This window comes from Marinomonas sp. AWM4_232 (assembly GCF_056158325.1).
The window spans coordinates 114564-137896 of the sequence record NZ_JBSWTA010000001.1 but is presented as its reverse complement, the minus strand read 5'-3'; the positions used below and the strand labels follow the sequence as shown (position 1 = coordinate 137896).

19 protein-coding genes and 1 pseudogene are annotated in these 23333 nt (G+C 44.3%); 17 read left to right on the top strand and 3 right to left on the bottom strand.

The genetic code is table 11. The features are described from left to right. The first annotated feature begins 33 nt into the window (after positions 1–33). From ACXAC1_RS00630 to ACXAC1_RS00620, 3 genes are all read left to right on the top strand, one after another. Positions 34–1326, top strand: coding sequence for a TRAP transporter large permease (locus ACXAC1_RS00630; RefSeq protein ID WP_475057617.1), 1293 nt, complete (start codon positions 34–36; stop codon positions 1324–1326). A 39-nt stretch (positions 1327–1365) separates the two neighbouring features. Next, positions 1366–2436 carry a TRAP transporter substrate-binding protein gene (locus ACXAC1_RS00625; protein WP_199462173.1) on the top strand — a complete coding sequence of 357 codons (1071 nt, stop codon included), beginning with the start codon at positions 1366–1368 and terminating at the stop codon, positions 2434–2436. An 85-nt stretch (positions 2437–2521) separates the two neighbouring features. Then, the gene (locus ACXAC1_RS00620; protein ID WP_475057614.1) at positions 2522–3319 is read left to right on the top strand and encodes a YeiH family protein; all 798 of its coding nucleotides are present in this window, start codon (positions 2522–2524) and stop codon (positions 3317–3319) included. A 200-nt stretch (positions 3320–3519) separates the two neighbouring features. Here the strand turns inward: ACXAC1_RS00620 and tnpC are convergent, their stop codons facing one another. Then, a complete protein-coding gene (gene tnpC, locus ACXAC1_RS00615) occupies positions 3520–5103 on the bottom strand; it encodes an IS66 family transposase (RefSeq protein WP_475057611.1) in 1584 nt (527 codons plus the stop codon). Between the two features lie 36 nt (positions 5104–5139). Next, entirely contained in the window at positions 5140–5502 is a 363-nt protein-coding gene (gene tnpB / locus ACXAC1_RS00610; protein ID WP_475057608.1) for an IS66 family insertion sequence element accessory protein TnpB, read from the bottom strand. Between the two features lie 80 nt (positions 5503–5582). On the opposite strand from tnpB, the pseudogene ACXAC1_RS00605 reads away from it, so the two are divergent. The 5 genes and pseudogenes from ACXAC1_RS00605 to ACXAC1_RS00585 all read left to right on the top strand — a co-directional run. Beyond that, positions 5583–5786, top strand: a pseudogene (locus ACXAC1_RS00605) (putative sulfate exporter family transporter); the annotation flags it as partial. Positions 5787–5908: 122 nt separating this feature from the next. After that, positions 5909–6139, top strand: a complete 231-nt coding sequence (locus tag ACXAC1_RS00600; RefSeq protein ID WP_475057606.1) for a hypothetical protein — start codon at positions 5909–5911, stop codon at positions 6137–6139. 82 nt (positions 6140–6221) lie between these two features. Beyond that, positions 6222–6539 carry a hypothetical protein gene (locus ACXAC1_RS00595; RefSeq protein WP_475057603.1) on the top strand — a complete coding sequence of 106 codons (318 nt, stop codon included), beginning with the start codon at positions 6222–6224 and terminating at the stop codon, positions 6537–6539. Between the two features lie 358 nt (positions 6540–6897). Then, the gene (locus tag ACXAC1_RS00590) at positions 6898–9648 is read left to right on the top strand and encodes a DUF2339 domain-containing protein (RefSeq protein ID WP_475057601.1); all 2751 of its coding nucleotides are present in this window, start codon (positions 6898–6900) and stop codon (positions 9646–9648) included. Continuing rightward, on the top strand, positions 9645–11033 hold the full coding sequence (locus tag ACXAC1_RS00585) for a DUF3999 family protein (RefSeq protein WP_475057598.1): 1389 nt from the start codon (positions 9645–9647) through the stop codon (positions 11031–11033). The genes ACXAC1_RS00590 and ACXAC1_RS00585 overlap by 4 nt, the downstream gene beginning before the upstream one ends. A gap of 83 nt (positions 11034–11116) precedes the next feature. Here ACXAC1_RS00585 and ACXAC1_RS00580 read toward each other — a convergent pair whose 3' ends face one another. Continuing rightward, positions 11117–11761, bottom strand: a complete 645-nt coding sequence (locus ACXAC1_RS00580) for a LysE family translocator (protein ID WP_475057595.1) — start codon at positions 11759–11761, stop codon at positions 11117–11119. A 92-nt stretch (positions 11762–11853) separates the two neighbouring features. Here ACXAC1_RS00580 and ACXAC1_RS00575 point away from each other — a divergent pair, with 92 nt between their 5' ends. From ACXAC1_RS00575 to ACXAC1_RS00535, 9 genes are all read left to right on the top strand, one after another. Then, positions 11854–12750 (top strand): LysR family transcriptional regulator, encoded by an 897-nt coding sequence (locus ACXAC1_RS00575; RefSeq protein ID WP_475057592.1) that lies wholly within the window; start codon positions 11854–11856, stop codon positions 12748–12750. A 351-nt stretch (positions 12751–13101) separates the two neighbouring features. After that, positions 13102–15243 (top strand): TonB-dependent receptor, encoded by a 2142-nt coding sequence (locus ACXAC1_RS00570; RefSeq protein WP_475057589.1) that lies wholly within the window; start codon positions 13102–13104, stop codon positions 15241–15243. Between the two features lie 90 nt (positions 15244–15333). After that, on the top strand, positions 15334–16035 hold the full coding sequence (locus ACXAC1_RS00565) for a TetR/AcrR family transcriptional regulator (RefSeq protein WP_475057587.1): 702 nt from the start codon (positions 15334–15336) through the stop codon (positions 16033–16035). Then, positions 16035–17021, top strand: a complete 987-nt coding sequence (locus ACXAC1_RS00560; RefSeq protein WP_475057585.1) for an ABC transporter permease — start codon at positions 16035–16037, stop codon at positions 17019–17021. Before ACXAC1_RS00565 ends, ACXAC1_RS00560 begins: the two co-directional genes overlap by 1 nt. After that, positions 17018–17971, top strand: coding sequence for an iron chelate uptake ABC transporter family permease subunit (locus tag ACXAC1_RS00555; protein ID WP_475057582.1), 954 nt, complete (start codon positions 17018–17020; stop codon positions 17969–17971). Before ACXAC1_RS00560 ends, ACXAC1_RS00555 begins: the two co-directional genes overlap by 4 nt. After that, positions 17968–18729, top strand: coding sequence for an iron ABC transporter ATP-binding protein (locus ACXAC1_RS00550; RefSeq protein ID WP_475057580.1), 762 nt, complete (start codon positions 17968–17970; stop codon positions 18727–18729). Before ACXAC1_RS00555 ends, ACXAC1_RS00550 begins: the two co-directional genes overlap by 4 nt. A gap of 12 nt (positions 18730–18741) precedes the next feature. Continuing rightward, on the top strand, positions 18742–19722 hold the full coding sequence (locus tag ACXAC1_RS00545) for a siderophore ABC transporter substrate-binding protein (RefSeq protein ID WP_475057578.1): 981 nt from the start codon (positions 18742–18744) through the stop codon (positions 19720–19722). Then, positions 19715–21511 (top strand): ABC transporter ATP-binding protein, encoded by a 1797-nt coding sequence (locus ACXAC1_RS00540; RefSeq protein WP_475057575.1) that lies wholly within the window; start codon positions 19715–19717, stop codon positions 21509–21511. The genes ACXAC1_RS00545 and ACXAC1_RS00540 overlap by 8 nt, the downstream gene beginning before the upstream one ends. A gap of 3 nt (positions 21512–21514) precedes the next feature. Continuing rightward, positions 21515–23266, top strand: a complete 1752-nt coding sequence (locus tag ACXAC1_RS00535; RefSeq protein WP_475057573.1) for an ABC transporter ATP-binding protein — start codon at positions 21515–21517, stop codon at positions 23264–23266. Positions 23267–23333: the final 67 nt, after the last annotated feature.

Here is a 23333-nt window from a genome sequence, read left to right as displayed (position 1 = left end):
TATAGAGAACAACAATAACAAGAGACGCACATTATGTTAGCTCTGTTTTTACCTTTATTTTTAGTCTTGCTGTTGATTGGTATGCCAGTGTTTTTTGCCATGTTGGCAGCACCAGGGGCCATGCTATATATGACGGGCATGGAGCGAGATATCTCTTTGCTGTTTCGTAATATCTATAACGGCATTGACTCTTTTCCTTTGATGGCGATTCCATTCTTCATGCTAGCCGGCGAGTTAATGAACCGTGGCGGCATTACCATGAACTTAGTGCAGTTTTCACAAGCCTTTATTGGCCATGTACGTGGTGGTTTGGCTCATGTAAACGTTCTCTCCAGTATGCTGTTTGCCGGATTGTCAGGGTCAGCAGTAGCGGATACTTCAGCCATTGGCTCTATGATGATCCCTGCTATGGAGAAGAATGGCTATAGCCGTAAATTTGCCACCGCGATTACTGCAGCATCTTCTGTGATCGGTCCTATTATTCCGCCATCTGGCATTATGATTATCTACGCTTACACCATGGAAGTGTCCGTCGCTGCCTTGTTTGCAGCAGGCATTGTGCCAGGTATTTTGATCGGTGGCGGCTTGATGATCATGATTGCCTTAATGGCGAAGAAATATGATTTCCCTGTCGCTGGACCTAAATCGACTTGGAAGCAGCGTGGTACGGCAACGCGCAATGCCATCTTTCCATTATTTGCTCCGGTAATCATTTTAGGCGGTATCATCGGTGGTATTTTTACGCCAACGGAAGCGTCTGCGATTGCGACAGCCTATGCCTTGATCATTAGTGTTTGGGTAATGAAAACGGTTAAATTGAGCGACCTACCGGACATTTTTATCAAAGGGGCACAAACGTCCGCTGTGGTGCTGTTACTAGTCGGCTCCGCCATAGCGTTTAAAACAGTGGTAAGTCTGTCTCACAGTGCTGAAATCTTGGCTGACTGGGTACTGACCATCAGTGAAAATCCACTGATGTTGCTGTTCTTGATTAACCTACTTCTGTTTATTGTCGGTATGTTCCTAGATGCCGGCCCCGCCATCATTATTTTGGGGCCAATCTTAGGACCGATTTTTATCAACTTAGGCATCGACCCTGTTCACTTCGCCATCATCATGAGTGTCAACTTGACTGTTGGCTTGGCAACTCCGCCCATGGGCTTAGTGTTATTCGTTGCTTCCAGTGTCTCTGGTGAGCGCATCGAAACGATCTCTAAAGCCATTCTGCCATTTTTGGCGGTAGAGGTTTTAGTGATCTTCTTAGTTACCTTTTTCCCATCTCTATCCATGACTTTGCCAAGGTTACTTGGCTTAGTAGCTGGATAGGCGCAAACGCAAAGCAAAACCATTAATGAGGACTGTTACATGTTCACGAAAACAAAAATAAATAGTGTAGTTGCCGCGACGTTAATCGGTGCTGGAGTCATGTTAAGTGGCCTGGCTCAGGCAGCGGATTTTAATCTGCGTGCTGTGGCGAACTCCAACGAGAACGATGAAGACTATGATGGCTTGGTGGTCTTTAAAGACTTCGTTGAATCTCATTCAAACGGCAAAATCGCTGTAGACATCTACATGGGGACTCAGCTTTGTGGTAATGGTGTAGAGTGTCTTGAAGCCGTTGAATACGGTTCTGTGGACATTTACATCTCTACATCTGGTGGGGCTTCGGCAATGTACCCTTACGTTCAAGTATTAGACTTGCCGTATGTATTGCGTGATGACCGCGTTGCAGAGGAAGTCTTTACTGGCGACTTTACCCGCGAACTACGTAACCAAATCCTGGAAGACTCCGGTGATACAGTTCGTCTAATGACGATTGGTAACACTGGCGGTTGGCGCAACTTTGCCAATACCCAGCATACGGTGAAAACTCCAGAAGACCTCGAAGGGCTAAAAATACGTACGGTCGTTTCTGACCTGCCGCAGGAGCTAGTACGTTCACTTGGTGCTAGCCCAACACCGATCCCATGGGGCGATCTGTTTACATCATTCCAAACGGGCGTGGTTGAAGGCTCCAAAAACGGTATCACAGACATCATGGGCATGAAGTTCACCGATGCCGGTTTGAAGTACGTGACTCTAGATGGCCACGCTTACATGTCAGCGCTTTGGTACATGAATAATGATGTATTTATGGATATGCCAGAAGAATTGCGCCGTGTCGTAGTTGATGGCTTCTCTGCGTTGCAGCAAGCCACGTTTGCTTCACCAAAACGTAAATCCATTGCCGCATACAAAGCCTTTGCTGAGGCAGGTGGTGAATTGTATGTGCCATCTCCAGAAGAGAAAGAGCAGTTCGCAGAAGCCGCTAAGCCTGTTTACACTTGGTTCCAAGAAAACATAGAAGACGGTGAAAAATGGTACAACCTGCTAAACGATGCGGCTAAGGAAGCTGAGCAAAAAATTGCCTCTGAATACGATGCAGACCTGAAATAAGCTCGCTTAGCTCTTCAAAATAAGAGGCGGTGTTCGCCGCCTCTTTCCCAAACAACACTCTATATATCTATACAATGGGTACGTCATGTATAACCCAATGAGACTTTTTGCGCCTAAAATTCCTGGCATCATGCTGGCTATCGTTATGGGATTGTCGGCGGCCTTTTTAAGTGAACACTATGGTGCACCAGTAATGTTGATGGCATTGCTATTAGGCATGAGCTTTAACTTTATGGCGGACGAAGAGAAAACCTGCTCCGGTTTAGAGTTTACTGCATCCACATTGCTGCGTACCGGAGTGGCACTACTTGGAGCCAGAATCACCATCAGCTCCCTGACGGATTTTGGTTGGCCTGTCTTATTGTGTACAGGACTATTGGTGTTAGCCGTGATTATGATTGGTGTCGTCGCCGGAAAGCTATTGAAGTTACCGGGAAACATGGGGCTGTTGGCTGGTTGTGCAGTAGCGATTTGTGGGGCATCGGCAACGGCTGCTGTCGCATCAGTGCTGCCTAAGAATGGCAACACTAATCGTTCAGTGGTCTTTACCATTGTAGGGATTACCGCCATGAGCACCACGGCCATGATTGTGTATCCTATGATTGCCAATTGGATTGGCCTAGATGAACGTCAAACAGGATTCTTCTTAGGCGCAACCATTCATGATGTGGTCCAAGTAGTCGGCGCAGGCTACGGTGTTTCTGAATACGCTGGTGATAATGCAACCTTGGTAAAGCTGTTTCGTGTAGCGATGCTGGCGCCCATTGTCTTTGTGTTGGCATTAATGTTTGCCCGCAAAAGCCAGCATCAAAACGTTGCTAAAAAGTTTCCAGTACCACCTTTTTTATTGGTTTTTATTGGCTTAGTGGTTGTAAATACGTAAGCGTCCGGCCATTCACACCTTGAGGATGTTTTTTGATCTATAACACTTTTGAGACATTTAAAAGGTGCAAACAGGCTGTGATCTCTTTAATGTACGTTTGAGGCAGAGAGCTATGGATAGTTTAAGCTCCTAGGATGGGAGCTCTGCCTTTCTTCAGGATGACCATGAAGCTGCACGGATGCAGCAGAGAACAGTTTCTTCTAAGACGTTAACGTCACATTCCAAGGCAGCAAGTCATCGATGTCTGCACCTGTTTTGCGTTTTGGTAGTTCTTCAAACACTTTCACAAGGTAGTCGTAAGTGATCAAGCCATTGGCTTTAGCAGTTTCGATCATGCTGTAGAGCATCGCACTGGCCTCGGCACCATTTTCCGTATTTGAGAAGAGCCAGTTCTTTCGCCCAATCACGAACGGCTTGATGGCTCGCTCGGCACGGTTGTTGTCGATGTTGAGGTGTGGATCGTCAACATAGCGAATAAGCTTATCCCATTGGTTGAGACAGTAATTTAAAGCACTGGTGAGCTTGTCTTTTGGCGGCTTGTTTTTCACTGTTTTTTCTAGCCACTTCTTAAAGTCGTTTAGCACCGGTATCGCCTGTTCACGGCGATAAGCGAAGGCCTTTTCCGTTGTCTCGCACTGTGCAGCTCTACTTTCAATGGCATAGAGCTTTTGTATCCAGTTCAGTGCCACGGTATGTGTGCCCGTCTTGTTCTTTCCTAAACTTTTGGCAATGTCCATAAATTTACGGCGTGCGTGGGCCCAGCATCCAACGAGCTGTGTGTCGGTTTGTTCGTATCCAGCATACCCATCGGCGTGTAGATACCCTGAGTAATCATTCAAAAAGGTCTTGGGGTGGGTCGCTTGGCGCGTTTTTTGGAACTCGTATAAAACAATGGGGATTAATGGCGTTTTATACATAGGATGAGGCGTGTCTGGACCATCTGTACCACTGCAATAGACCCACATGTAGCATTTATCTCGATCTTCTTTCACCACATTGAGCGGTGTTTCGTCCGCATGAAGCGCAGGCTGCTGGACTAAAATGTCTTTCAGTCTCTGGTAAAGCGGTCTTAATGCATCGGCACTTTTGAGCACCCAGTCCGACATGGTTCTGCGGCTCAGCTCAATGCCTAATTGCTTGAACAGCGCCTCTTGTCGATACAGAGGTAAAGCAAATTGGTATTTACTGGTGATGATCTGGCTTAGCAAACTTGGTGTTGCGATGCCTTTTGGGATAAGACTGGGTGCTGGTGGTGCTTGTTTGATCGTGACATGCGTTTCATTCTGCTCACAATGGCGACAGCCATACTTAGGACGAACCGTTTCAATCACCGTGATTTTAGCAGGAATAAACTCTAAGCGCTCCGAACGATCTTCGCCAATACGATGTAATGCACCTTGGCAACACGCACAGACTTTTTCTACATTGGCGACATCCAGCTCAATGACAGTGCGAGGAAGGTCTTTGGGCAAGACTTTACGCTTAGGGCGATGACGCATTGATGCATCGTTCTTTTCTGACGACGAATCGGCTTCGTTTGAAGTCTCTTCTTCTGCGACCACTGCTTCAGCCTCATCAAACAGTTCACCTTGACCTGGACTCTTCTCAGAGCTTTTGCCAAACTGGCGATGTTGGGCCAAACGCCATTGCTGTAGCAGGCGTTCATAGCCCGCCTTCCAATGATCAATTTGTTCATCTTTTTCTGACAACTGCTCCGCCTGCTCAAGCAAGAGTTTCTTAAGCAAATCAATATCGTCAGGTAGGTCATTCAGAGTCTTTTTCATGGCATGGATTATACCAGCCATCTACAGATTAGAGCGCTAATTTTCATGATAACGGTAGGTAATTTTTGGGTGGGCCTGATCAAGACTAAGCGGTAAACCATCCAGTAGCCAATTGAGCTGCCTTGGTGATACTTGCAAAGACAATTGCTCATCTTCGATGCCCGGCCATTGAAACACACCTTTTTCCAAGCGTTTGTAATGCAGCCAAAAACCATTCCTAGACCATTGCAGGATTTTGAGACGATTACGGGTTCGACCGCAAAAGACGAATAAACGATCAGAGCATGGCTCTTGTTCTAAGTCGTACGCAACGATAGCGGTTAAGCCATCAATGGACTTACGCATATCGGTTGGACCACAAATCAGAATAACAGGGAGGGAATCGCTTGTATTGAACACAGTCATTACTCCAAAAGTCATGACTATGTCGGATCTAAGGTGCTAGATTAAGGTGTGAATGGCCGGACGCTTACGTAAATACCATGGGATGGATTCCTGAAATCGTGATCGAATTTTTGGCACATCTGTCTCGTTGGTGTTTAGTGTTCGCCATTGCAGCCATTGGCATGCGCACGCGCTTAAATAAACTTAAAGAAGTTGGCATGGCGCCATTGCTTATTCTTGTTGGGGAAACAGTGTTCATGGCTGTTGCTGGTGCCGTTTTGGCGTATTGTTTTATTTGAACTGAGAGCGTAGTGTACTTCTCTTCAAACGCCCTCTCTTAATAAAAATGCCAATCGTACTTGGCGGAATTTTGATCCTTTGCCTAGACTTTTTTCAAACTTGGCTACAACAAAGTGAACGTTTGCAAACTAATACGGAATTACGCCATCAGCGCACAGCTCAGGAAATGGAGCTGGATCAGCAATTCGCTAGCATTCGGGCTATGTTGGATAAAGCGGGGGAAACCTTAAGGGATAAAACTAGAGCGCTTAATGGCGAAGTCTCCGCAGCGAAACTAGAACGCTACTTAGAAGCCATTAGTGCTGTGTTAAATGCTGACAGGGATCTTTATCAGCCCCGTTTGGCAATATAGCTCCTCTGTAATGGGCTGGAAAGCAAAGAAGCTGTCCTGAAGGCGTTTCAAGACAACACAGCTCAAGTGATTGAGCATTTTAATGAGTATCGTATCCACCTCGACCAAGTCCAGCAGAGAAAATGCGCTAACGACCTCTGAAAGCTTCGGTAAAGTCACCGAAATGTTCCATTCGTTGCATCAATCTTTTGCCAAGGTCGAAGGTATGGCGGCGCAAACTGCCCAAGCAACCAGAGAGCAATCAAAAGTGGCCAAAGAGATCAATGAAAATCTCGTTCACCTCAACTCACAGACCGAAGCCGCTAAACAAGTGGCTCAACTGATCAACGAGCAAGCGCGACAGATCTCTTCCTTGTATCAAGCACTTGAAAGCCATGTCGGGAGTTTTAAAGTAACGTGATATATCTCTTCTAGTGTTAGTCAGTGCTGAGATACCAGCCCGGCTTTGCTGGCTAATAATCCTGCCGCAATCATCTATCAGCGTTAAACCGTTACAGGTCATTAAGGTAACGCCGCTGAGTCTTATATGCCTCTTCCCGATAGAGGGCCTTCCCACAGCGGTTTCCAGTGTTGATATTCCCAATGCGTTATATAGGTGTAAGCAATGCTAACCCGAAAAGATTTCATAACTATTGAAACTGCTCGGATTGTGGTAAATTGCGCCGCTGTGCTTGTCGGCTAATGAGCCAATTAAGTTCCAATTCTGCCGGATGAAGAATTCAGCAGCAGATCGTATGCACAAGGAAAGGAATGATCTAATGGGTAAAATCATAGTCACGACCATTATCGGCCTTTTTACTGGAACGGCCTATTTATCAGACCCGTTTGGCTGGCTGTTTGGTGGTTTGGTAGGACTTTCACTAGGACAGGTCTGGCAGTTATCCGATCGTGTTAAAGGCTTAGAAAGAGAGGTCTCTCGTTTACAAACGAGTGCTCAGATTAAACGATCTGAAGTGGGGGCCTCTAGGGAAACACAGACGGCGCCTGTCGCAAAAGCTCCTCTGTATGATTTACCCAATGCTCAACAGACTACTCCTCAAACCGAAGCTGCCCAAGAAACCGATCGCTGGAGGGATAAGCGTTTTGCCAAGGGGCGCCAAGCCGATAAAGCGGCGAATGGTCTGCAATTTCTTAACAAGCTGACTGAGCTGGTGCGCCGCTTCTTTACTCAAGGTAATCCCGTGGTGCGTGTGGGCATGCTGGTGTTGTTTTTTGGTCTGAGCTTTTTAGCTAAATATGCATCCAGTGCAGGACTGTTCCCAATTGAAATGCGCCTGACAGTCATTGCGCTGATTGCCGCTGCACTGTTAGTGATTGGCTGGTTTACCCGAGATCGGCACAATGGTTATGGCCTGATATTGCAGGGTGGAGGCATCGCCGCCTTGTATCTCACCATTTTCGCGGCGGGTAAGTTTTACGACTTGATGTCGACCACCATGACCTTCGGCCTCATGACGGTGATTGTCGTCTTTGGCGTGGCCTTGGCAGTGTTACAAAATGCCCAAGGGCTGGCGACTATGGCGACCATTGGTGGTTTTCTCGCGCCGATACTGACTTCCGACGGCTCGGGTAACCATGTGGCGCTGTTTAGCTTTTACCTGCTACTAAACCTCGGCATCTTGGCGATTGCTTGGTTTAAAGCTTGGCGCTTGCTGAACTGGATCGGTTTCTTATTTACCTTTGTGATCACGTCTCTTTGGAGTGTACAAAGTTATCAGCCGCAGTTTTACAGCTCGACACAGCCATTTCTGGTGGCCTTCTTTTTACTGTATCTGATGGTCTCAGTGCTGTTCTCTGCCAAGCAATCACCGAAACTGACGGGTTTAGTGGATGGCAGTTTGGTTTTTGGTTTGCCAGTGGTAGCCTTTGGCCTGCAAACATTCTTGCTCAAAGATTCCGAGTATGGCTTGCCGATCAGTGCCGTGATTCTTGCGGCTCTTTATCTTGCGCTGGCAGCGCTTCTAATGAAGAAATATCAGCAGTCCCATCGTTTATTAAGTGAGTGTTTTATTGCTTTGGGGCTTATCTTTGTCACTCTTGCCGTACCTCTGGCACTGGATGCCAGCTGGACCTCGGCCACCTGGTGTATTGAAGCTGCCGGGCTTGTCTGGATTGGCGCACGACAGCAGCGTTGGTTAGCGCGTTTGGCGGGTTACATGCTTTATATTGCTAGTGCGGTAGCGTTACATGCGAACGGGCACTTTTATCTCTCCGGCTTGCAGATCATCGCCGATCAGGTGCTGAGCTTAGTTATCTTGGCGCTGGCGGCGTTTTATATTGGTCTGATTCTGCAACGGCATCGTGCCGTACTGACTCACTATGAAATGCCTCTAGAAAGCCTGTCTATTCTGATAGGGCTAACATGGTGGTATGTGGCGGGAAGCATCAAGATCGTCAATGAGGTGCCCCGAGAATACTTATTTTCTGGGATTATCTTGTTTATCTCCTTGTCTTCAATGGCTTGTCTGCTGCTCAGTCGTCGCTTGCATTGGCCTAATGTATTAAATGCCGCTTACAGTTTGTTGCCGCTCGTGGTGCTCTGGAGCGCTGTAAGCTTTGTTGTCTCAATGTTTGATGGCAGTTCGCTGCATCCTTTCCAAAATTTGGGGGGGCTGGCATTTGCTCTATTCGCCGGTGTGCAATATTACTTCCTGTGGCTGAAAGGCAAGCAACATGCAGAACATCCAGTATCGAAATCGACCGAAATATTGGTGAAAGGCTGGCACGCACTCACCGTATGGGGGCTATGGCTGGCTTTAATCTGGGAGGTAAGCTGGTATCAAAACATACAGCATTGGAGCGACATCACCTCGATACTAGTTTGGTTTGCGGTCTTTGCTGGCCCCTTGTTGTTACTTATGAAGCTGTTAAAGCGCGATAGGTGGCCGATGGTACACCATCGCTCCGTCTACAAAGATTTGGTGCCTGTTCCTTTGGTATTAATGCTCTTGCTTTGGTTTTTCGGAGCGAGCACTAACTCTGGGGCAACTCAGTGGTTCCATCTACCGATCCTTAACCCGGTGGATTTGGCTCAATTAGCGCTGGTGATCTTAATGGCCTATGCCGTCCAACAAAATATCATGGCAACTAAGGCCGTTAGACAGGCATTGATCATGTCGGTGCCGCTGGTGCTAGGGTTTGTTTGGCTCAACCTCGTGTTACTCAGGGGGCTTCATCACTTTATTGAGGTACCTTACAACGCGCAGGCGCTGTGGCAATCCGACACGGTACAGATGTCACTGTCGATATTGTGGAGTCTATGCGCCTTAGTGATTATGAATGTTTCCCGTCGTCAGCAAAGCCGCAATATATGGCTGCTGGGTGTCAGTGTACTGGGGGTGGTGCTATTAAAGCTTTTTACCATCGATCTACAAGATAGCGGAAACCTAACACGTATTGTTTCTTTTATGGTGGTAGGCGGGCTCATGTTACTGATCGGTTATTTATCGCCGATTCCAAGTCGTGCTCCAACAGAGACTGAGTCGGATAGCCGGGAGAAGTTCTCATGAATAAAATCGCCATGCTCGCAGTGCGATGGTCAGCCTTATGTCTAGGTTTACTTGGTAGCTACACGCTTTTAGCCCAAGATGAGGTTACGGCGCTTTATGACATCGAACCTGTCTCTGACTCTGCCGATGTGTATCTGGAAGCATCCTTACCCGCTGAGATCTATCGCTACACGGACAGCGCCCAACTCAAAGACATTGTTGTATTGGATGGCGAAGACGCGGTCTTGCCATCGCGCATTCGCATGGCCGAGTCAAAGACACAATCTAAGCCGGAAATCATAGCGCTGAATTTTTTTCCTGTGCTGGTCGGTACGCCATTAACTGGAGCCATGTTACAAGGCAAAACTCAGTTACAGATTGATAAAGGGTCTATTGCCATCTCCCTAGATCCTAGTAATGTCCAGCCAGCCAAAGATGAATATTTCTATCTGATTGATATACGAGAACACGAACGCGCACTAAAGGGACTCGAACTGAGTTGGGCAGTCGATCCATCAAGCCAGTATTTAGTGGTTGAGGTCAGTGGCAGCCATGACTTGAATCGTTGGCGAAGCCTGTCCCGCACCACCTTAGTTCAGCTTCAACAAGGCGAACAAAGCCTAGTGCGCAACAAGATCGACCTCCCGTTAACATCACAGCCATATGAGTTTCTGCGAATTGCGTTCCCAGATCAGTCTGACGTGCAGCCGTTGGCGATTCATGCCGAGCCTGTACAAGTCGTTACCCAGAGACCACTCTTAAGTTGGCAAGTGATCGGCACATTGGCCCAGCAGCAGGATTCACTCACTACGGATGATGGCCCAGTGAGCGCTTGGGAATACCAGCGTGATGATCAAGCGGCCATTCAACAGCTAAGTTTGGATTTCGGTAAAACAACCTTCGGGGATACTGTTCGTCTCTATTCTCGATCCACTGCGCAGAGTGATTGGCGACAGCGTTACTTAGGCGTTTGGTTTAACGCCAAAGTGGGGGATACGTGGCAACATAGCAAAGCCATTGAAATAGACGCCAATACCGATTCCTATTGGCGCCTAGAGCTCAGTAACGGCTTGCAAGACACAGTAACGCCAAAGATAACCCTGCACCACCCGCAACAAATCCTACAATTTATCGCTAATAACAATGGGCCTTATCGCATCGGGAAAACAGCTGAAGTGTCGCAGCAAAATGCGTCAAGCAGTGTGTTTAGCCAACTATTAGGGGAGAGCGACGTTGAATGGGCAGCGCTGGGGATGAAACCGCTGGAAATTATCCGTTTGCCTAAAGCGCAGCAGACTCAGCAGAATTGGATGGACTTAGTGTTTTGGCTCAGCTTGGCCGTTGCGGTGATAGTGTTAGCGTTGTTTGCAGTCAAGTTGCTGCGTCAATTACAACGTGAAAATTAATAAATACGTGTAATGTGAGCTTAGTGGAGCTTTATTAAACGATAATAAAAAGCTCCGAGTTAAAACGACAACGTTAGCAAATTTTATAAGATCATTTTGGCTCCAAAGCCGATCATCACAACGCCACAACTGCGCTCAATTCGTCGCTTCCAACGTTGTATTTGCTGCTCAAAGCGTGCGCTAGTAAAAACACAAGCGATCAATGCAAACCACACCATATGTGCCAGTGCAATAAAGACGCCATAGCCCATTTCCTGCCACAGGCTGCTCTCACTGGACACGACTTGACTGAACAGCGCGATAATAAACAGCATGGTTTTCGGGTTTAACGCATTACACAGAAAACCTGTAAAAAAAGGGCTTTGGCTAAGTTGCATCCACCTAGGCTTTGGCTTCACAACTTGCTCAATAGTAGGGCTTGGAAAGAAACGGGCCTTAATATCAGGCCAAAAGGCTTGCAGCCCCAGCCAAATTAAATAGCTCGCGCCAATGATTTTTAGCGTAGTCAGCAACCAAACTTGCTGACTGAGCAACAGCCCAAAACCGAGTAAGGTGTAGGTCAAATGCACGGTGACGCCCATGCCAATGCCTACCGCACACCAAACGCCTGCTGGTCGGCCTTTGCTCACGGCGATTTTAGACACCATGGCGAAATCGGGCCCAGGGCTAATAATCGCAAGGCTGCTGATTAACACCACACTGACCCACTCAATTGTGAAATAGTCCATTGAAACTCCTGCAAAGATTGCTTTACTGTGTGAATAAAACAATCATGAAGCATCTTTTAATGCCTTAAAATCGACAATAACTGGGAATATATGTGAGTAATTTTCACAGAAAGAGAGTGGTGACATCGCTCAATGCGTTACCGGTATTCGAAGCCGCCGCCCACTACGAGAGCTTTTCTAAAGCCGCGCAAAGTCTCAACATGACCCATGGGGCGGTGAGTCGTGCGGTTGCGGGTTTGGAAGAGCGCCTTGGCACGCCCCTATTTTATCGCCGTAATCGACGGGTGGTGCTTACCCATGCAGGGGAGTTGCTGTTCAAAGCCACACAAAAGAGCCTAGATACCCTAGACGATGCGGTGGAAAAGATTCATCGTCAATCTACTACGTCTCCTATCTTTGTTGTGTCCTGCGAGCCAACTCTAGCCATGCGCTGGTTGTTGCCAAAATTAGGGGCGTTTTATCGCCTGCACCCTGAGATCAGTGTAGATGTGCGCATGGCGGGTGGGCCTATTGATCTCTTGGCCGAAGGCTGTGATGTGGCGATCAGGCGTTCAGATTTTGGTGTGCCGGATGACTATCGCATTACGCCTTTTGTGGAAGAGCTGGCTGGCCCGGTGTGTACCGATGCCTATGCTCAATCCATCGCACAAGATTGGAATAAAGGCGTTCGGTTTCATAGCCGAACACGCCCTGCAGCATGGCGTGACTGGATAGCGCTTCAAGGAAGGGAGGTACCGGAAGAACACGATGATCGATATTTTGATCATTTCTTTTATACATTACAGGCCGCCCAAAGTGGCTTAGGCATGGCCATTGGCTCTTATCCCGTGATCGAGACAGAATTAAAGCAAGGTCTGTTAGTGGCCCCTTGGGGAGTGGAACCGACTGGTTATTGCTATCAAGTGTTAAGCCTTGATAAACCGACGCCAGATCCAAGAGTGATACAGCTGGAAAACTGGTTACTGTCGTTATTTAAAGAAAAAAAATAGTTTTGCTGATTGGTGAGACCATGTTTGAGTCGGTGTGTGAAGCACTGCTACCTCACTATTTCGAGTAATTCTAAAGCGCTCCCAATAAGAATCCTCGCTTGGTTAATCAAGCGGGGATTTTTATTGGGAGCTTTTTATGTGAAGGGATATATTGTCTCAAAAATTATTTATCAACAGTATGTTTGAAAATATTGAAGGCGATAATGATTTGCATTACTATCCATTCTTGTTGTGTCTTTGGCTTGGGAATAAGGAAAGGAAATGTACGAGAAGTATTCAACTGAGAGAGGTCAGCATGCACCAATGAGAGTGGCTTCTGCACTGAGCTCTTCCCCAAATGTAAAGAGTTTAATGATGTTAAATATTGTTATTGGCGCTGTGCTAGTGAATAGCTCTTATGTATATGCTCAAACAGAAGTAGAGCAGCAAGAGGAGAGTTCTGTAACGACAACTTTGCCAGTGTTGATGGTAGAAGGAGAGCAAGATGCAGAAAGCACTTACCAAGGTTCTGCCGATCAAATTTTAGAATCTAATCATGCCGGTTTTCTTGGTAATAAAGATGCATTGGAGACGCCTTTTAGTGCGATTAGCTATACAGATAAATTTGTAGATGATCTGCAAGCAACAGATATCGTAGGAGTGATTTCAGCAACAGATGCATCTGTATACAGCAGTGAAGTTGTTGGTGAAAACCTTGAAAGCTATTCCATTCGAGGCTTTTCTACAAACAGCAATGATGTGACCCTTAATGGTCTATCTGGTATGGCGCCATATTACCGTAGTGCACCGGAAATGTTTGAGCGTGTCGAAGTTCTCAAGGGGCCTTCTGCATTATTAAATGGTATGTCTCCAAATGGCTCTGTTGGTGGTTCTGTCAATCTTCAAACTAAACGCGCGGGAGAGGAACCACTGACACGCCTAACAACTAAATATCGCTCGGACTCGCAAGTGGGTGGGCACTTAGATGTCGGTCGTCGCTTTGGTGAAAATAATGAGTGGGGGATGCGGTTTAATGGTGCTTATTCAAATGGTGATACCAGTATTGACTCGCAGGAAAAAGAATCTAATGTAGGTTCGCTAGGTATAGATTGGCGCGGTGAGCGCTTGCGACTATCAGCAGATATCTATCGTACTAAAGAAGAAGTGGATGGCCCCACACGAGGTATTACTGTTGCCTCAGCTGTTGATATTCCTCGTGCGCCGGATGCTGATAATCCATTAAGCCCTAGTTGGGCGTTCTACGAGTCTCAGACTCAGGGGGTCATTACTCGCGGCGAATACGATGTAAATGATCAATTGTCTATCTATGCTGCAGCAGGCCAAAACGAAATGGATTATGAAGGCCTAAGTGCATCAAAAGCTGAGATATTCAATTCCGCTGGGGATTACAATACAACCCTTGGTTATGTAGACGATGATAACAAACGTATGTCATTGGAATCGGGCCTTAGGTATAGCTTTCATACTGGAGGAATAAGTCATCAATTGGTGACCAACGCCACTCACTACAAGGAAACTTATAATCTAAATGCCGTACGGTTTAGTGATCAATTTACAACAAATATCTATGCGCCGGATTGGAGCAATAAGCCAAACTTGGATTTAAATGCTCCATTGTTACTGACTACAGAAACCACCTTGACCAGTGTTGGATTGGCGGACACTCTATCATTTGATCAAGACCGTTATCAGCTTACTGTCGGTGCTCGACACCAAATGGTGAAAACGGAACAAACAGGTGGCATGTTATCAACCGGTTCTATTTACGACGAAAGTGCTGTAACGCCGTCGGTCGCTTTTGTGACTCGTCTCAATGATCAAACATCTGTGTACGCAAACTATATGGAAGGCCTCAGCGCCGGTGGTACAGCTCCTGCGCTATCTGACAACGCCGGAGAAATTTTCGCACCTTATAAGACTAAGCAAAAGGAAATTGGTCTTAAGTTCGATCATGGTAGCTTTACTCACAACCTAGCGATTTACGAAATAGAAAGACCAAGTAGTTATACGGATAGCGAAACAAATGTCTATGGCTATTACGGAGAGCAGCGTAACAGAGGTATTGAATGGGGCTTCTATGGTACGCCATTTGACCATCTACGTTTAATGGGAGGTATTACTTACCTTGATGCAAAAATCACTTCGGCAAATGATGTTACGCAAATAGGTAATCAAGCTTCCGGCATACCTGAATGGCAAGCAAAGTTAGGGGCGGAATGGGATACACCATTTATGGATAAATTGACGCTAACAGCTAATGCGACTTCTGCTTCTAAGTCTTATCTCGATAATGATAATGATCAGTCAATTTCAGGTCGAACTATATACGGAATAGGTGCTCGTTACTCGACGAAAATAGATCAAATGCCTCTAACGGTTCGTGCAAATATTGATAATTTGATGGACAAATCTTATTGGTCAATGGCTCATTATAATGATTTGGCAGTAGGAGAGGGGCGTACCTTCAAACTATCAGCCAGCGTAGATTTTTAACAACTAATAACCCCCAATAAAGGGCATCTAGATGCATCATATTTAGGTGTCTTTTTCTGTATATATGAAGGTAACCACCTAGGAGTTTAGATGAGCGATTCTTTAGAAGGAACAAAACGTAAACGTGGACGACCAAGCCGAATTACACGTGAAAAAATCGCCCGCGCAGCACTAGAAATTGGAGTTAACCAAGCCACTGTGCCGACTATCGCTACACACTTGGGGGTCGATCATTCTTCCCTATATCATCATGTTAAAAGCCGCGCTGAAATCATCGAATTGGCAGCGGAAATAGCTATCCAAGATATGGAATGGCGTGCGCCGAAAGCGGTGTCTTGGCGAGAAGAGCTTATTGTACTTACGGACTCTATTTGGGCGTTATACGATCAAACCCCAGGTCTTGCTGAAGCGTTAAATTTTGCGGAAATAGCGCCTAAAACGGGGATGTTATCGTTCGCTGAATCAGTGGAGCGCCTTCAAGAGAAGGGGTTTTCTCTTGAGTTGGCTGTGGTGGCCGTAGATATGTTGGTAGATATGGTAAAGGACTGTTTTATCGGTTGGTGGTCAATTGTTAAAACAGAGCAAGATGGTCGTACACGAACTGAGCATATGATTGAAATGTGGGAGATAGAAGCGCTGAATTGCTCGGAAAAATCTCAACAGCTTAATGCAATGGTGGGCATTATGAAGGCTGGTCCTAGGAAGTGGTGGGAAAATAAAAGAGATATTGCTTTAGAGGGAATTGAGATTATGAAGCAGCGTCATGATAAGGCTTTAAACGAGTCTAACTAATGTATGTATCTCGCTCTACCATTAAAGGATTAAGCAACCTAAATTCTATCTCGCTGTTAATATGCATTTTTTTTCTATTATGTTTTGCTTCGCTGACGATTGGAGTGAAATCCCTTCATTTATCTGAATTTACAAAACTTTCCAGTGATACTTGGCTGACGCTATTAGCAAGTCGAATACCACGACTAATGACGCTTATCATAGCGGGTGTTGGTCTGTCCATTTGCGGTGTTATCTTGCAGCAAATTGTGCGTAACAAGTTTGTTGAACCCGCGACGACGGGGGGATTGGATGCAGCAAAGCTCGGCATTCTTTTCGCATTAATTCATTTGTCAGCATGGGGTACAACAGGGAAAATGATAGGAGCTTTAGTATTTTGTCTTGCTTCTAGTCTTTTATTTATCAGCATATTACGACTTATTAGGTTTAAAAATGCCGTACTGGTTCCAGTGATTGGGTTAATGTACAGCGCAGTTTTGAACTCTGTCGCAGAATTTTATGCTTATCAAAATAACTTGTTACAAAATATGCAGGGGTGGTTGTTAGGCGATTTTTCCAAAGTAATACAAGGGAGTTATGAGATTATATATGTTGTACTTCCTATTATAATAGCTACTTATATATTTGCACACCGTTTTACTGTTGTTGGAATGGGTGAGTTGGTGGCGACGAGTTTAGGATTAAACTACTTATCTATGACTATTCTCGGCCTTATTTTAGTAGCTACAACGGTTTCATCCGTCGTTATTACAGTTGGTGCTATCCCATTCATTGGTTTGGTGATCCCAAACTTAGTAAGTGTTTTGTTTGGTGATAATTTAAAGAAAACACTTCCCATCATTGCTTTGACTGGGGCTACAGTTCTATTAGCCTGTGACGTATTTGGGCGAATTATTCTCTATCCATTCGAAGTACCAATTGGTTTAACTGTTTCCTGTCTAGGTGGTTGTGTTTTTTTATTTATTATATGGAAATACAATAGATGACTTTTTTTAAAAAAAGAGAAGTTTGGTTATTTTTCTTTGTGTCAATTTTAAGTATTGCTTATGTGTTTTTTGATTCGTCGTTGGATTTTAATTATATTATTCCGAATAGAGTATCTCGTCTATTGGTAATGTTTATTGGAGGTTCTTGTATTGCCTTGTCCAGCATACTATTTCAAACAATTACTGAGAACAAAATACTAACGCCATCTATTATGGGTTATGAGTCTATTTATATTTTATTTCAGTCGTTGCTTATTTTTTTTCTAGGTATGGGAAGTGCTCTTTATTTTAATGAAGGTGTTAACTTTATACTTTCTTCATTGGTTATTATAGTTTTTTCATGGTTGGTACACCATTTCATGATGAAGAAGGAAGGAGGAAACGTATATTTTCTTCTGCTCTTTGGTCTAGTTTTGACCTTGGTTATTACGTCCTTTAATCAATTGATCCAGTTCTCGATTAGTCCTGGTGAGTTTTCAATGTTGATGAGTTATAGCCAAGCCTCATTTAACCGATCAACAGGATATGAAATTCTTTTATCACTGATAGTGATGGTGGTTATTTCAATTTACATATATCGAGCCACTCCATTATTTGATGTGCTTTTATTGGGGCGGTACCAGTCAAAATCTCTTGGTTTAGATTATGATCCTGTTGTTAAAAAAAGTCTTTTTATGATTTCTATATTAGTAGCTATTTCAACAAGTTTAATTGGTCCAACTGCTTTTATGGGAATATTGGTAGCAAATATGGCTTACTTTTTATCTGTATCACCGAAGCATAAAACGATTTTTTCGATAGGTGTTGCTTTTTCGATAGGGGTTTTTGTTGTCGCACAAATTCTAGTTGAACATGTTTTTAACTATAAGACAACGGTTGGAATATTGGTTAACTTAATGTGCGGTTTTTATTTTATTATACTGGTTATTAGTCAAAGAAGGCTGGCATGATTTTTGTTGACGGCGTAAGTAAATACTATGGGAAAAATACTGTTTTAAATAATGTATCAGCTAGCTTTCCAAAAGGAAAGCTAACTTCTCTTATTGGCCCTAATGGTGCCGGAAAAAGCACACTTTTAATGTCTATCGGAAAATTGATTAAGTCAGACTCTGGTAAAATTCTGATTGAAGAAAATAATATAAATAATATTTCCGTGCAATCTTTTGCAAAACAAGTAGCAACCCTGCGCCAATTTCAAGCGATTAACGTGCGAATAACAGTTGAAGAACTAGTTGAGTTTGGGCGTTTTCCTCATAGTCATGGAGTTTTAACAAGCGAAGATAAAATCATTGTTCAGGACTCAATATCCTTTCTAGAGCTTGAGAATTTGAAAGGTTCATTTATCGACGAGCTTAGTGGTGGCCAGCGTCAAATGGCCTTTCTTGCAATGACAATAGCACAACAGACAGATTACATACTTCTGGATGAACCTCTTAATAATCTAGATATGAAGCATGCTTTAAAAATAATGAAAATGCTAAGAGTATTGTGTGATAAATATAATCGAACGATAGTGTTAGTGATTCATGATATAAATTTTGCAGTGAATTACTCAGATCATATTGTTGCTATGAAGTCTGGGAGTGTTTTTTATTCTGATTCTTCTGAAAAAATAGTGAATGAGAAAAGACTTGACGATTTATATGAAATCGATTTTGAAATATTGCGTTCTAAAAATGGAATTGTCTGTAGTTACTTTAAACCTTAGGAGTTGATTTTAATGAAAATAATTAATGGTTTTTATCGGATTTGTTTTTTTACTTTCTTGACAGTAAGTATTGTTTCATGTGGAACTGATGAAGAAAAAAATGAATCGGAAAATGAAAATCTTGATAGATTTGAAACGATTTCAATTAGCCATAAATTAGGGGATGTATCAATTGATCAACGCCCAGTTCGCGTTGCGGCACTTGATATGAATGAGGTTGACCTACTTGATCAGCTTGATGTTTCAGTTGCAGGCATGCCTAAAGATTTTATTCCTAGCTACCTGTCTAGCTATGCTGACGATCCTAACATTGCAGATCTTGGTGCTATAGTTCAGCCGAATATAGAAAAAATTTATGCGCTTAAACCAGATCTTATTTTAATGTCACCGCTTCAAGCAAATTACTACTCTGAGTTGTCAGAGTTAGCACCTACTTTATTACTTGATGTTGACTATAAAGACAGTGGCAGTGAACACTTTAATACTGTTATTAGTCATTTACTAACGTTAGGAAAAATATTTGATAAAGAAGAGCTCGCCAAGCGAAAGGCAGATTTATTGCATACAAAAGTTGAGCAGGCACGTGACATTATTAAGAACAGGCCTGAGAAAGCTATGATCGTTTTACGAAACAATGGAGCTTATAGTTTTTTAGGGGAAAAATCGCGTTATGGCTTTGTGTTTCAGGCCTTAGGCGTGAAACCAGTTTCCTCCCCAATGAATTCTGGGTTACATGGGCAACCAATTTCAAGTGAATTCATATTCGAGAATAATCCAGACATTATCTATGTAGTAGATCGTACATCAGTGATGGAGCGAACAGCAGCGTTAAACAGAGATACCATGGACAACCCACTGATCCGTCAGACGAATGCATGGCAGAACAATCGTGTGATTTTTGTTAATTCACAAGCGTGGTATATCACTGGTGCGGGCTATAGCGCCTTACAAATTGTTATTGACGATGTTTTAAAGGGATACGCTGATGAATAGTAACGCTCAAGCGAGTCCTGTCGAGCAACTGTTGTATCCAATCAAAGGCAAGCTAATGCTGGTCACGGCGCTTGCAGGCGTCGGTGCGATGTTGTCGCTCGTTCCTTTGGCGGGGATTGCTTATATCGTTGAAATATGGGTTGAAGAGGGACGTTTTGGGCCAGTTGATACTGATGTGAAGAGTCAAAGTTTGTTTGACGCTTCACATGTTTGGTTTGTTGTTGGACTCAGCTTAGGAAGTCTTTTCTTGGGGCTGATGTGTGTTTCGATTAGCGGTGCATTGGCTCATTTAGCTGATAATCAAATAACACGTAAATTACGTATCAGTATTATGCAGCACCTGACCTTAGTACCTTTAGGGTGGTTTACCAGTCGAGCATCAGGCGATGTAAAGCAAGCGGTTCAAGATGATGTCAATGCGCTGCATGAACTGACTGCTCACTACTACACGACCAAAGGACGCTGTATCGGCGTAATTTCTTTGTCTGTTGTCTATCTGGTTGTTATGGACTGGCGCTTAGCCATCGTTTCATTACTGCCTTTTCCTTGCTTTTACTTGATTTTTGGCGCTGCCAAAAAATCCATTAGTGAAGAGCGAATGAATGCTTTTGTTAGTGGTCAAGCCCTTATGAATAACGCGGTGGCGGAGTTTATTGGAGGGTTGCCTGTCATTAAATCCTTTGCCATGAATGATACTTCTTACTCAGGATACCAGAATGCGGTAGATAGTTTTCTAAAGGGTTTTCTAAGCTTTACGAGACCATTTATAACGCCTCTCGCGAATGCTAATGCCATCATCGCACCAGTGGCTGTACTCAGTGTGATATTGCTATTCGGTTGCTTGTTTATCAGTTTAGACTTGGTTCAACCTATTGATTTATTGCCATTTCTTTTGGTGGCTCCAGGTATTTCGTCACCACTGATGCAATGGAACTACAGTAGTCATAATTTAAATCATGCCACTGCAGCAGCTCAACGCTTACAAGCATTACTTGATACGCCAGTTTTAGCACAGCCATCGCCGGAAAATCGTTGCCAGATTGAAAGTGAGACAGTTTATTTTGACAATGTTTCCTACGCTTATGCAGGTGATCATTTTGTTCTTAAAAACATTGAACTAACTCTAAATGCGGGCAGTGTGACGGCGATTGTTGGCGCGTCGGGTTCAGGAAAATCTACGTTAGCTAGGCTGCTATTGCGTTTCTTCGATCCGACGGAGGGGCGTATTACCTTTGCTGGAGTAGATCTTAAAGATATTACGGTCAGCGATTTATATCAGCATGTAGGCTTCGTTTTACAAGAGCCTCATTTAATTCATGGGAGCTTACATGACAACATCGCTTTAGGCCGCGCCAACGCTTCTCGTACGGAAGTTGAGCAAGCAGCAAAAGCAGCCAATATACATGATCGAATCATATCACTACCGCAAGGTTATGACTCTATTATTGGTCAAGACATCGAATTGTCAGGCGGGGAACGACAGCGTATCAATATTGCCAGAGCTATCTTATTAGATCCCCCGATGATTATCTTAGATGAGCCAACGGCTTCGACCGACTCTGAAAATGAGGTAGCCATTCAGACAGCTCTTTCGCACTTATTGCAAGATCGAACCGTACTAGTTATTACTCATAAGCTTGACACGATTGAGAAGGCAGATCAGATCATTGTATTAGATCATGGCGTTGTACGTGAGCAAGGCACTCATCAAGAGCTATTAGCTATGAATGGGTATTACGCTAAATTATTGCGTCTTGGCAACTACCACGTAGACATGAGGGGGAAGTAGGTCGTGTTTAAAACGCTTTGGTTATTACTCGGTAACGAATCGTCTAAATTTCAGCGCTATGTATCTATGGCTTTGCTATATGGTCTTCTTAGTGGCTTAACTATTACCTTAGTCATCCCAATAATACATAATTTATTAATGGCAAGGACTTCCGTCACGTTGTACTGGCTTTGTGCTTTGTTTGTTGGGTTGCTTATATGTTGGTATCTGCGCATTAGAGTTGACAAAGCGGGTATCGATGTTGGTGTTGCCATTTTGAAAGATGGGCGACATAGGCTTGGGTCTCATGTTGCTAAGCTACCAATTGGTTGGTTTAATGCGAAAAACACAGCTCAACTTAGTCATACTATTACCAATGGTGTGATGGAAATAGCACAACTACCTGCGCATGTATTCACTCCTGTATTTAGCGGCTTAGTTGTTCCGCTGGTTATCATTGCCGCTCTATTTAGCATCAACTGGAAAATTGGAGTGATTGCTTTATTGAGCCTTCCTATCATGGGGCTAAGTTGCGTGTTGGCAGCAAAACTAGGTTACCGCGCGGACAAGCATTATCATCACGCTACTGCTCAAACAAGCCATAGAATCATTGAGTTTGCCCAAGCTCAATCAATGTTTCGAGCTTTTAATGGTGAAGGGACAAGCACTCAGTTGTTAGAGCAGGCTGTGGCGGATCAAACGGTCTCGGCAAGAAAAATGATAGGCCTTTCTTTAGTTGCTTCACTCATAAATACATGGGTGGTACAAGGTGTATTTGCTGCCTTGCTAATAGGAACGCTGTTCACCCTAAGTGGTGACGCAACCACACAGAATAGTGTTGATAGTTTGATTAGTACTATCCTGTGTTTATTGCTGATTAATCGTTTTGTTGAGCCGCTACTTGATGTGTCTGGCTACGGGGAAGCGATCAGGGCGGCGGGTAATCAGCTTAAAGAGATTCAAGGCATTCTTGACGTTAAACCACTTGCGCAAGCTGAGTCGCCAAAAATGCCAATAGACTATACGCTTGAATTAATCGATGTTGGTTTTCGTTACTTTGGTCGTACTGAGGATGTATTGCGTCATGTCAATCTACGCATTGAGCCTGGCACTATGACAGCACTTTTGGGACCATCAGGAGCAGGCAAAACGACTTTATTTACACTGATTTCACGCTTTTTCGATGTGACCAGTGGTCAGATAACCATCGGTGGAGTTGATCTACGAGACATGTCTGAAACGCAATTAAGAGATAGTATTAGCCAAGTATTCCAAGCACCTTACCTATTCCAAATGAGCATTGCTCAGAATATTCGTATGGGCAAGCCAAACGCTAGTGATGATGAAGTGTTTGAGGTTGCTCAGTTGGCCGGAGTAAGTGAAATATTAGAGCGTCTGCCTGAAGGTTTAGACACACAAGTCGGTGAAGGTGGTGCCCGACTTTCGGGTGGTGAACGTCAGCGTATTTCTATTGCTAGAGCGCTTATAAAAGACGCCCCCATTCTCCTTATTGACGAAGCAACTGCCGCACTTGATACGGAAAACCAAGACATCATTACGCAAACTCTCAGTCGTTTGCGAGGCAAAAAAACTCTCTTGGTTATTACGCATCAAATATCAACGATAGAAATGGCGGATCAAATCGTCATACTGGAGAATGCTGAAATTAAGGAACAGGGCACACACGCACAATTAGCAGAATCGAACGGCCGCTATCAGCACTATCTTTCTCAGCAGCGTCAATCAAAGAGTTGGCGGGTTGATGACGTCTCATAAGAGACGCTGGAGTGATGATTTAATTTTTTCGCAAAACAAAAAAGACGGCCAATTGAGCCGTCTTATA

Bases quoted from the DNA above. Each gene is read 5' to 3' on its own strand.
- ACXAC1_RS00630 (WP_475057617.1), top strand. From the start codon at position 34: ATGTTAGCTCTGTTTTTACCTTTATTTTTAGTCTTGCTGTTGATTGGT.
- ACXAC1_RS00625 (WP_199462173.1), top strand. From the start codon at position 1,366: ATGTTCACGAAAACAAAAATAAATAGTGTAGTTGCCGCGACGTTAATC.
- ACXAC1_RS00620 (WP_475057614.1), top strand. From the start codon at position 2,522: ATGTATAACCCAATGAGACTTTTTGCGCCTAAAATTCCTGGCATCATG.
- tnpC (WP_475057611.1), bottom strand. From the start codon at position 5,103: ATGAAAAAGACTCTGAATGACCTACCTGACGATATTGATTTGCTTAAG.
- ACXAC1_RS00595 (WP_475057603.1), top strand. From the start codon at position 6,222: ATGAGTATCGTATCCACCTCGACCAAGTCCAGCAGAGAAAATGCGCTA.
- ACXAC1_RS00590 (WP_475057601.1), top strand. From the start codon at position 6,898: ATGGGTAAAATCATAGTCACGACCATTATCGGCCTTTTTACTGGAACG.
- ACXAC1_RS00585 (WP_475057598.1), top strand. From the start codon at position 9,645: ATGAATAAAATCGCCATGCTCGCAGTGCGATGGTCAGCCTTATGTCTA.
- ACXAC1_RS00580 (WP_475057595.1), bottom strand. From the start codon at position 11,761: ATGGACTATTTCACAATTGAGTGGGTCAGTGTGGTGTTAATCAGCAGC.
- ACXAC1_RS00570 (WP_475057589.1), top strand. From the start codon at position 13,102: ATGATGTTAAATATTGTTATTGGCGCTGTGCTAGTGAATAGCTCTTAT.
- ACXAC1_RS00565 (WP_475057587.1), top strand. From the start codon at position 15,334: ATGAGCGATTCTTTAGAAGGAACAAAACGTAAACGTGGACGACCAAGC.
- ACXAC1_RS00560 (WP_475057585.1), top strand. From the start codon at position 16,035: ATGTATGTATCTCGCTCTACCATTAAAGGATTAAGCAACCTAAATTCT.
- ACXAC1_RS00555 (WP_475057582.1), top strand. From the start codon at position 17,018: ATGACTTTTTTTAAAAAAAGAGAAGTTTGGTTATTTTTCTTTGTGTCA.
- ACXAC1_RS00550 (WP_475057580.1), top strand. From the start codon at position 17,968: ATGATTTTTGTTGACGGCGTAAGTAAATACTATGGGAAAAATACTGTT.
- ACXAC1_RS00545 (WP_475057578.1), top strand. From the start codon at position 18,742: ATGAAAATAATTAATGGTTTTTATCGGATTTGTTTTTTTACTTTCTTG.
- ACXAC1_RS00540 (WP_475057575.1), top strand. From the start codon at position 19,715: ATGAATAGTAACGCTCAAGCGAGTCCTGTCGAGCAACTGTTGTATCCA.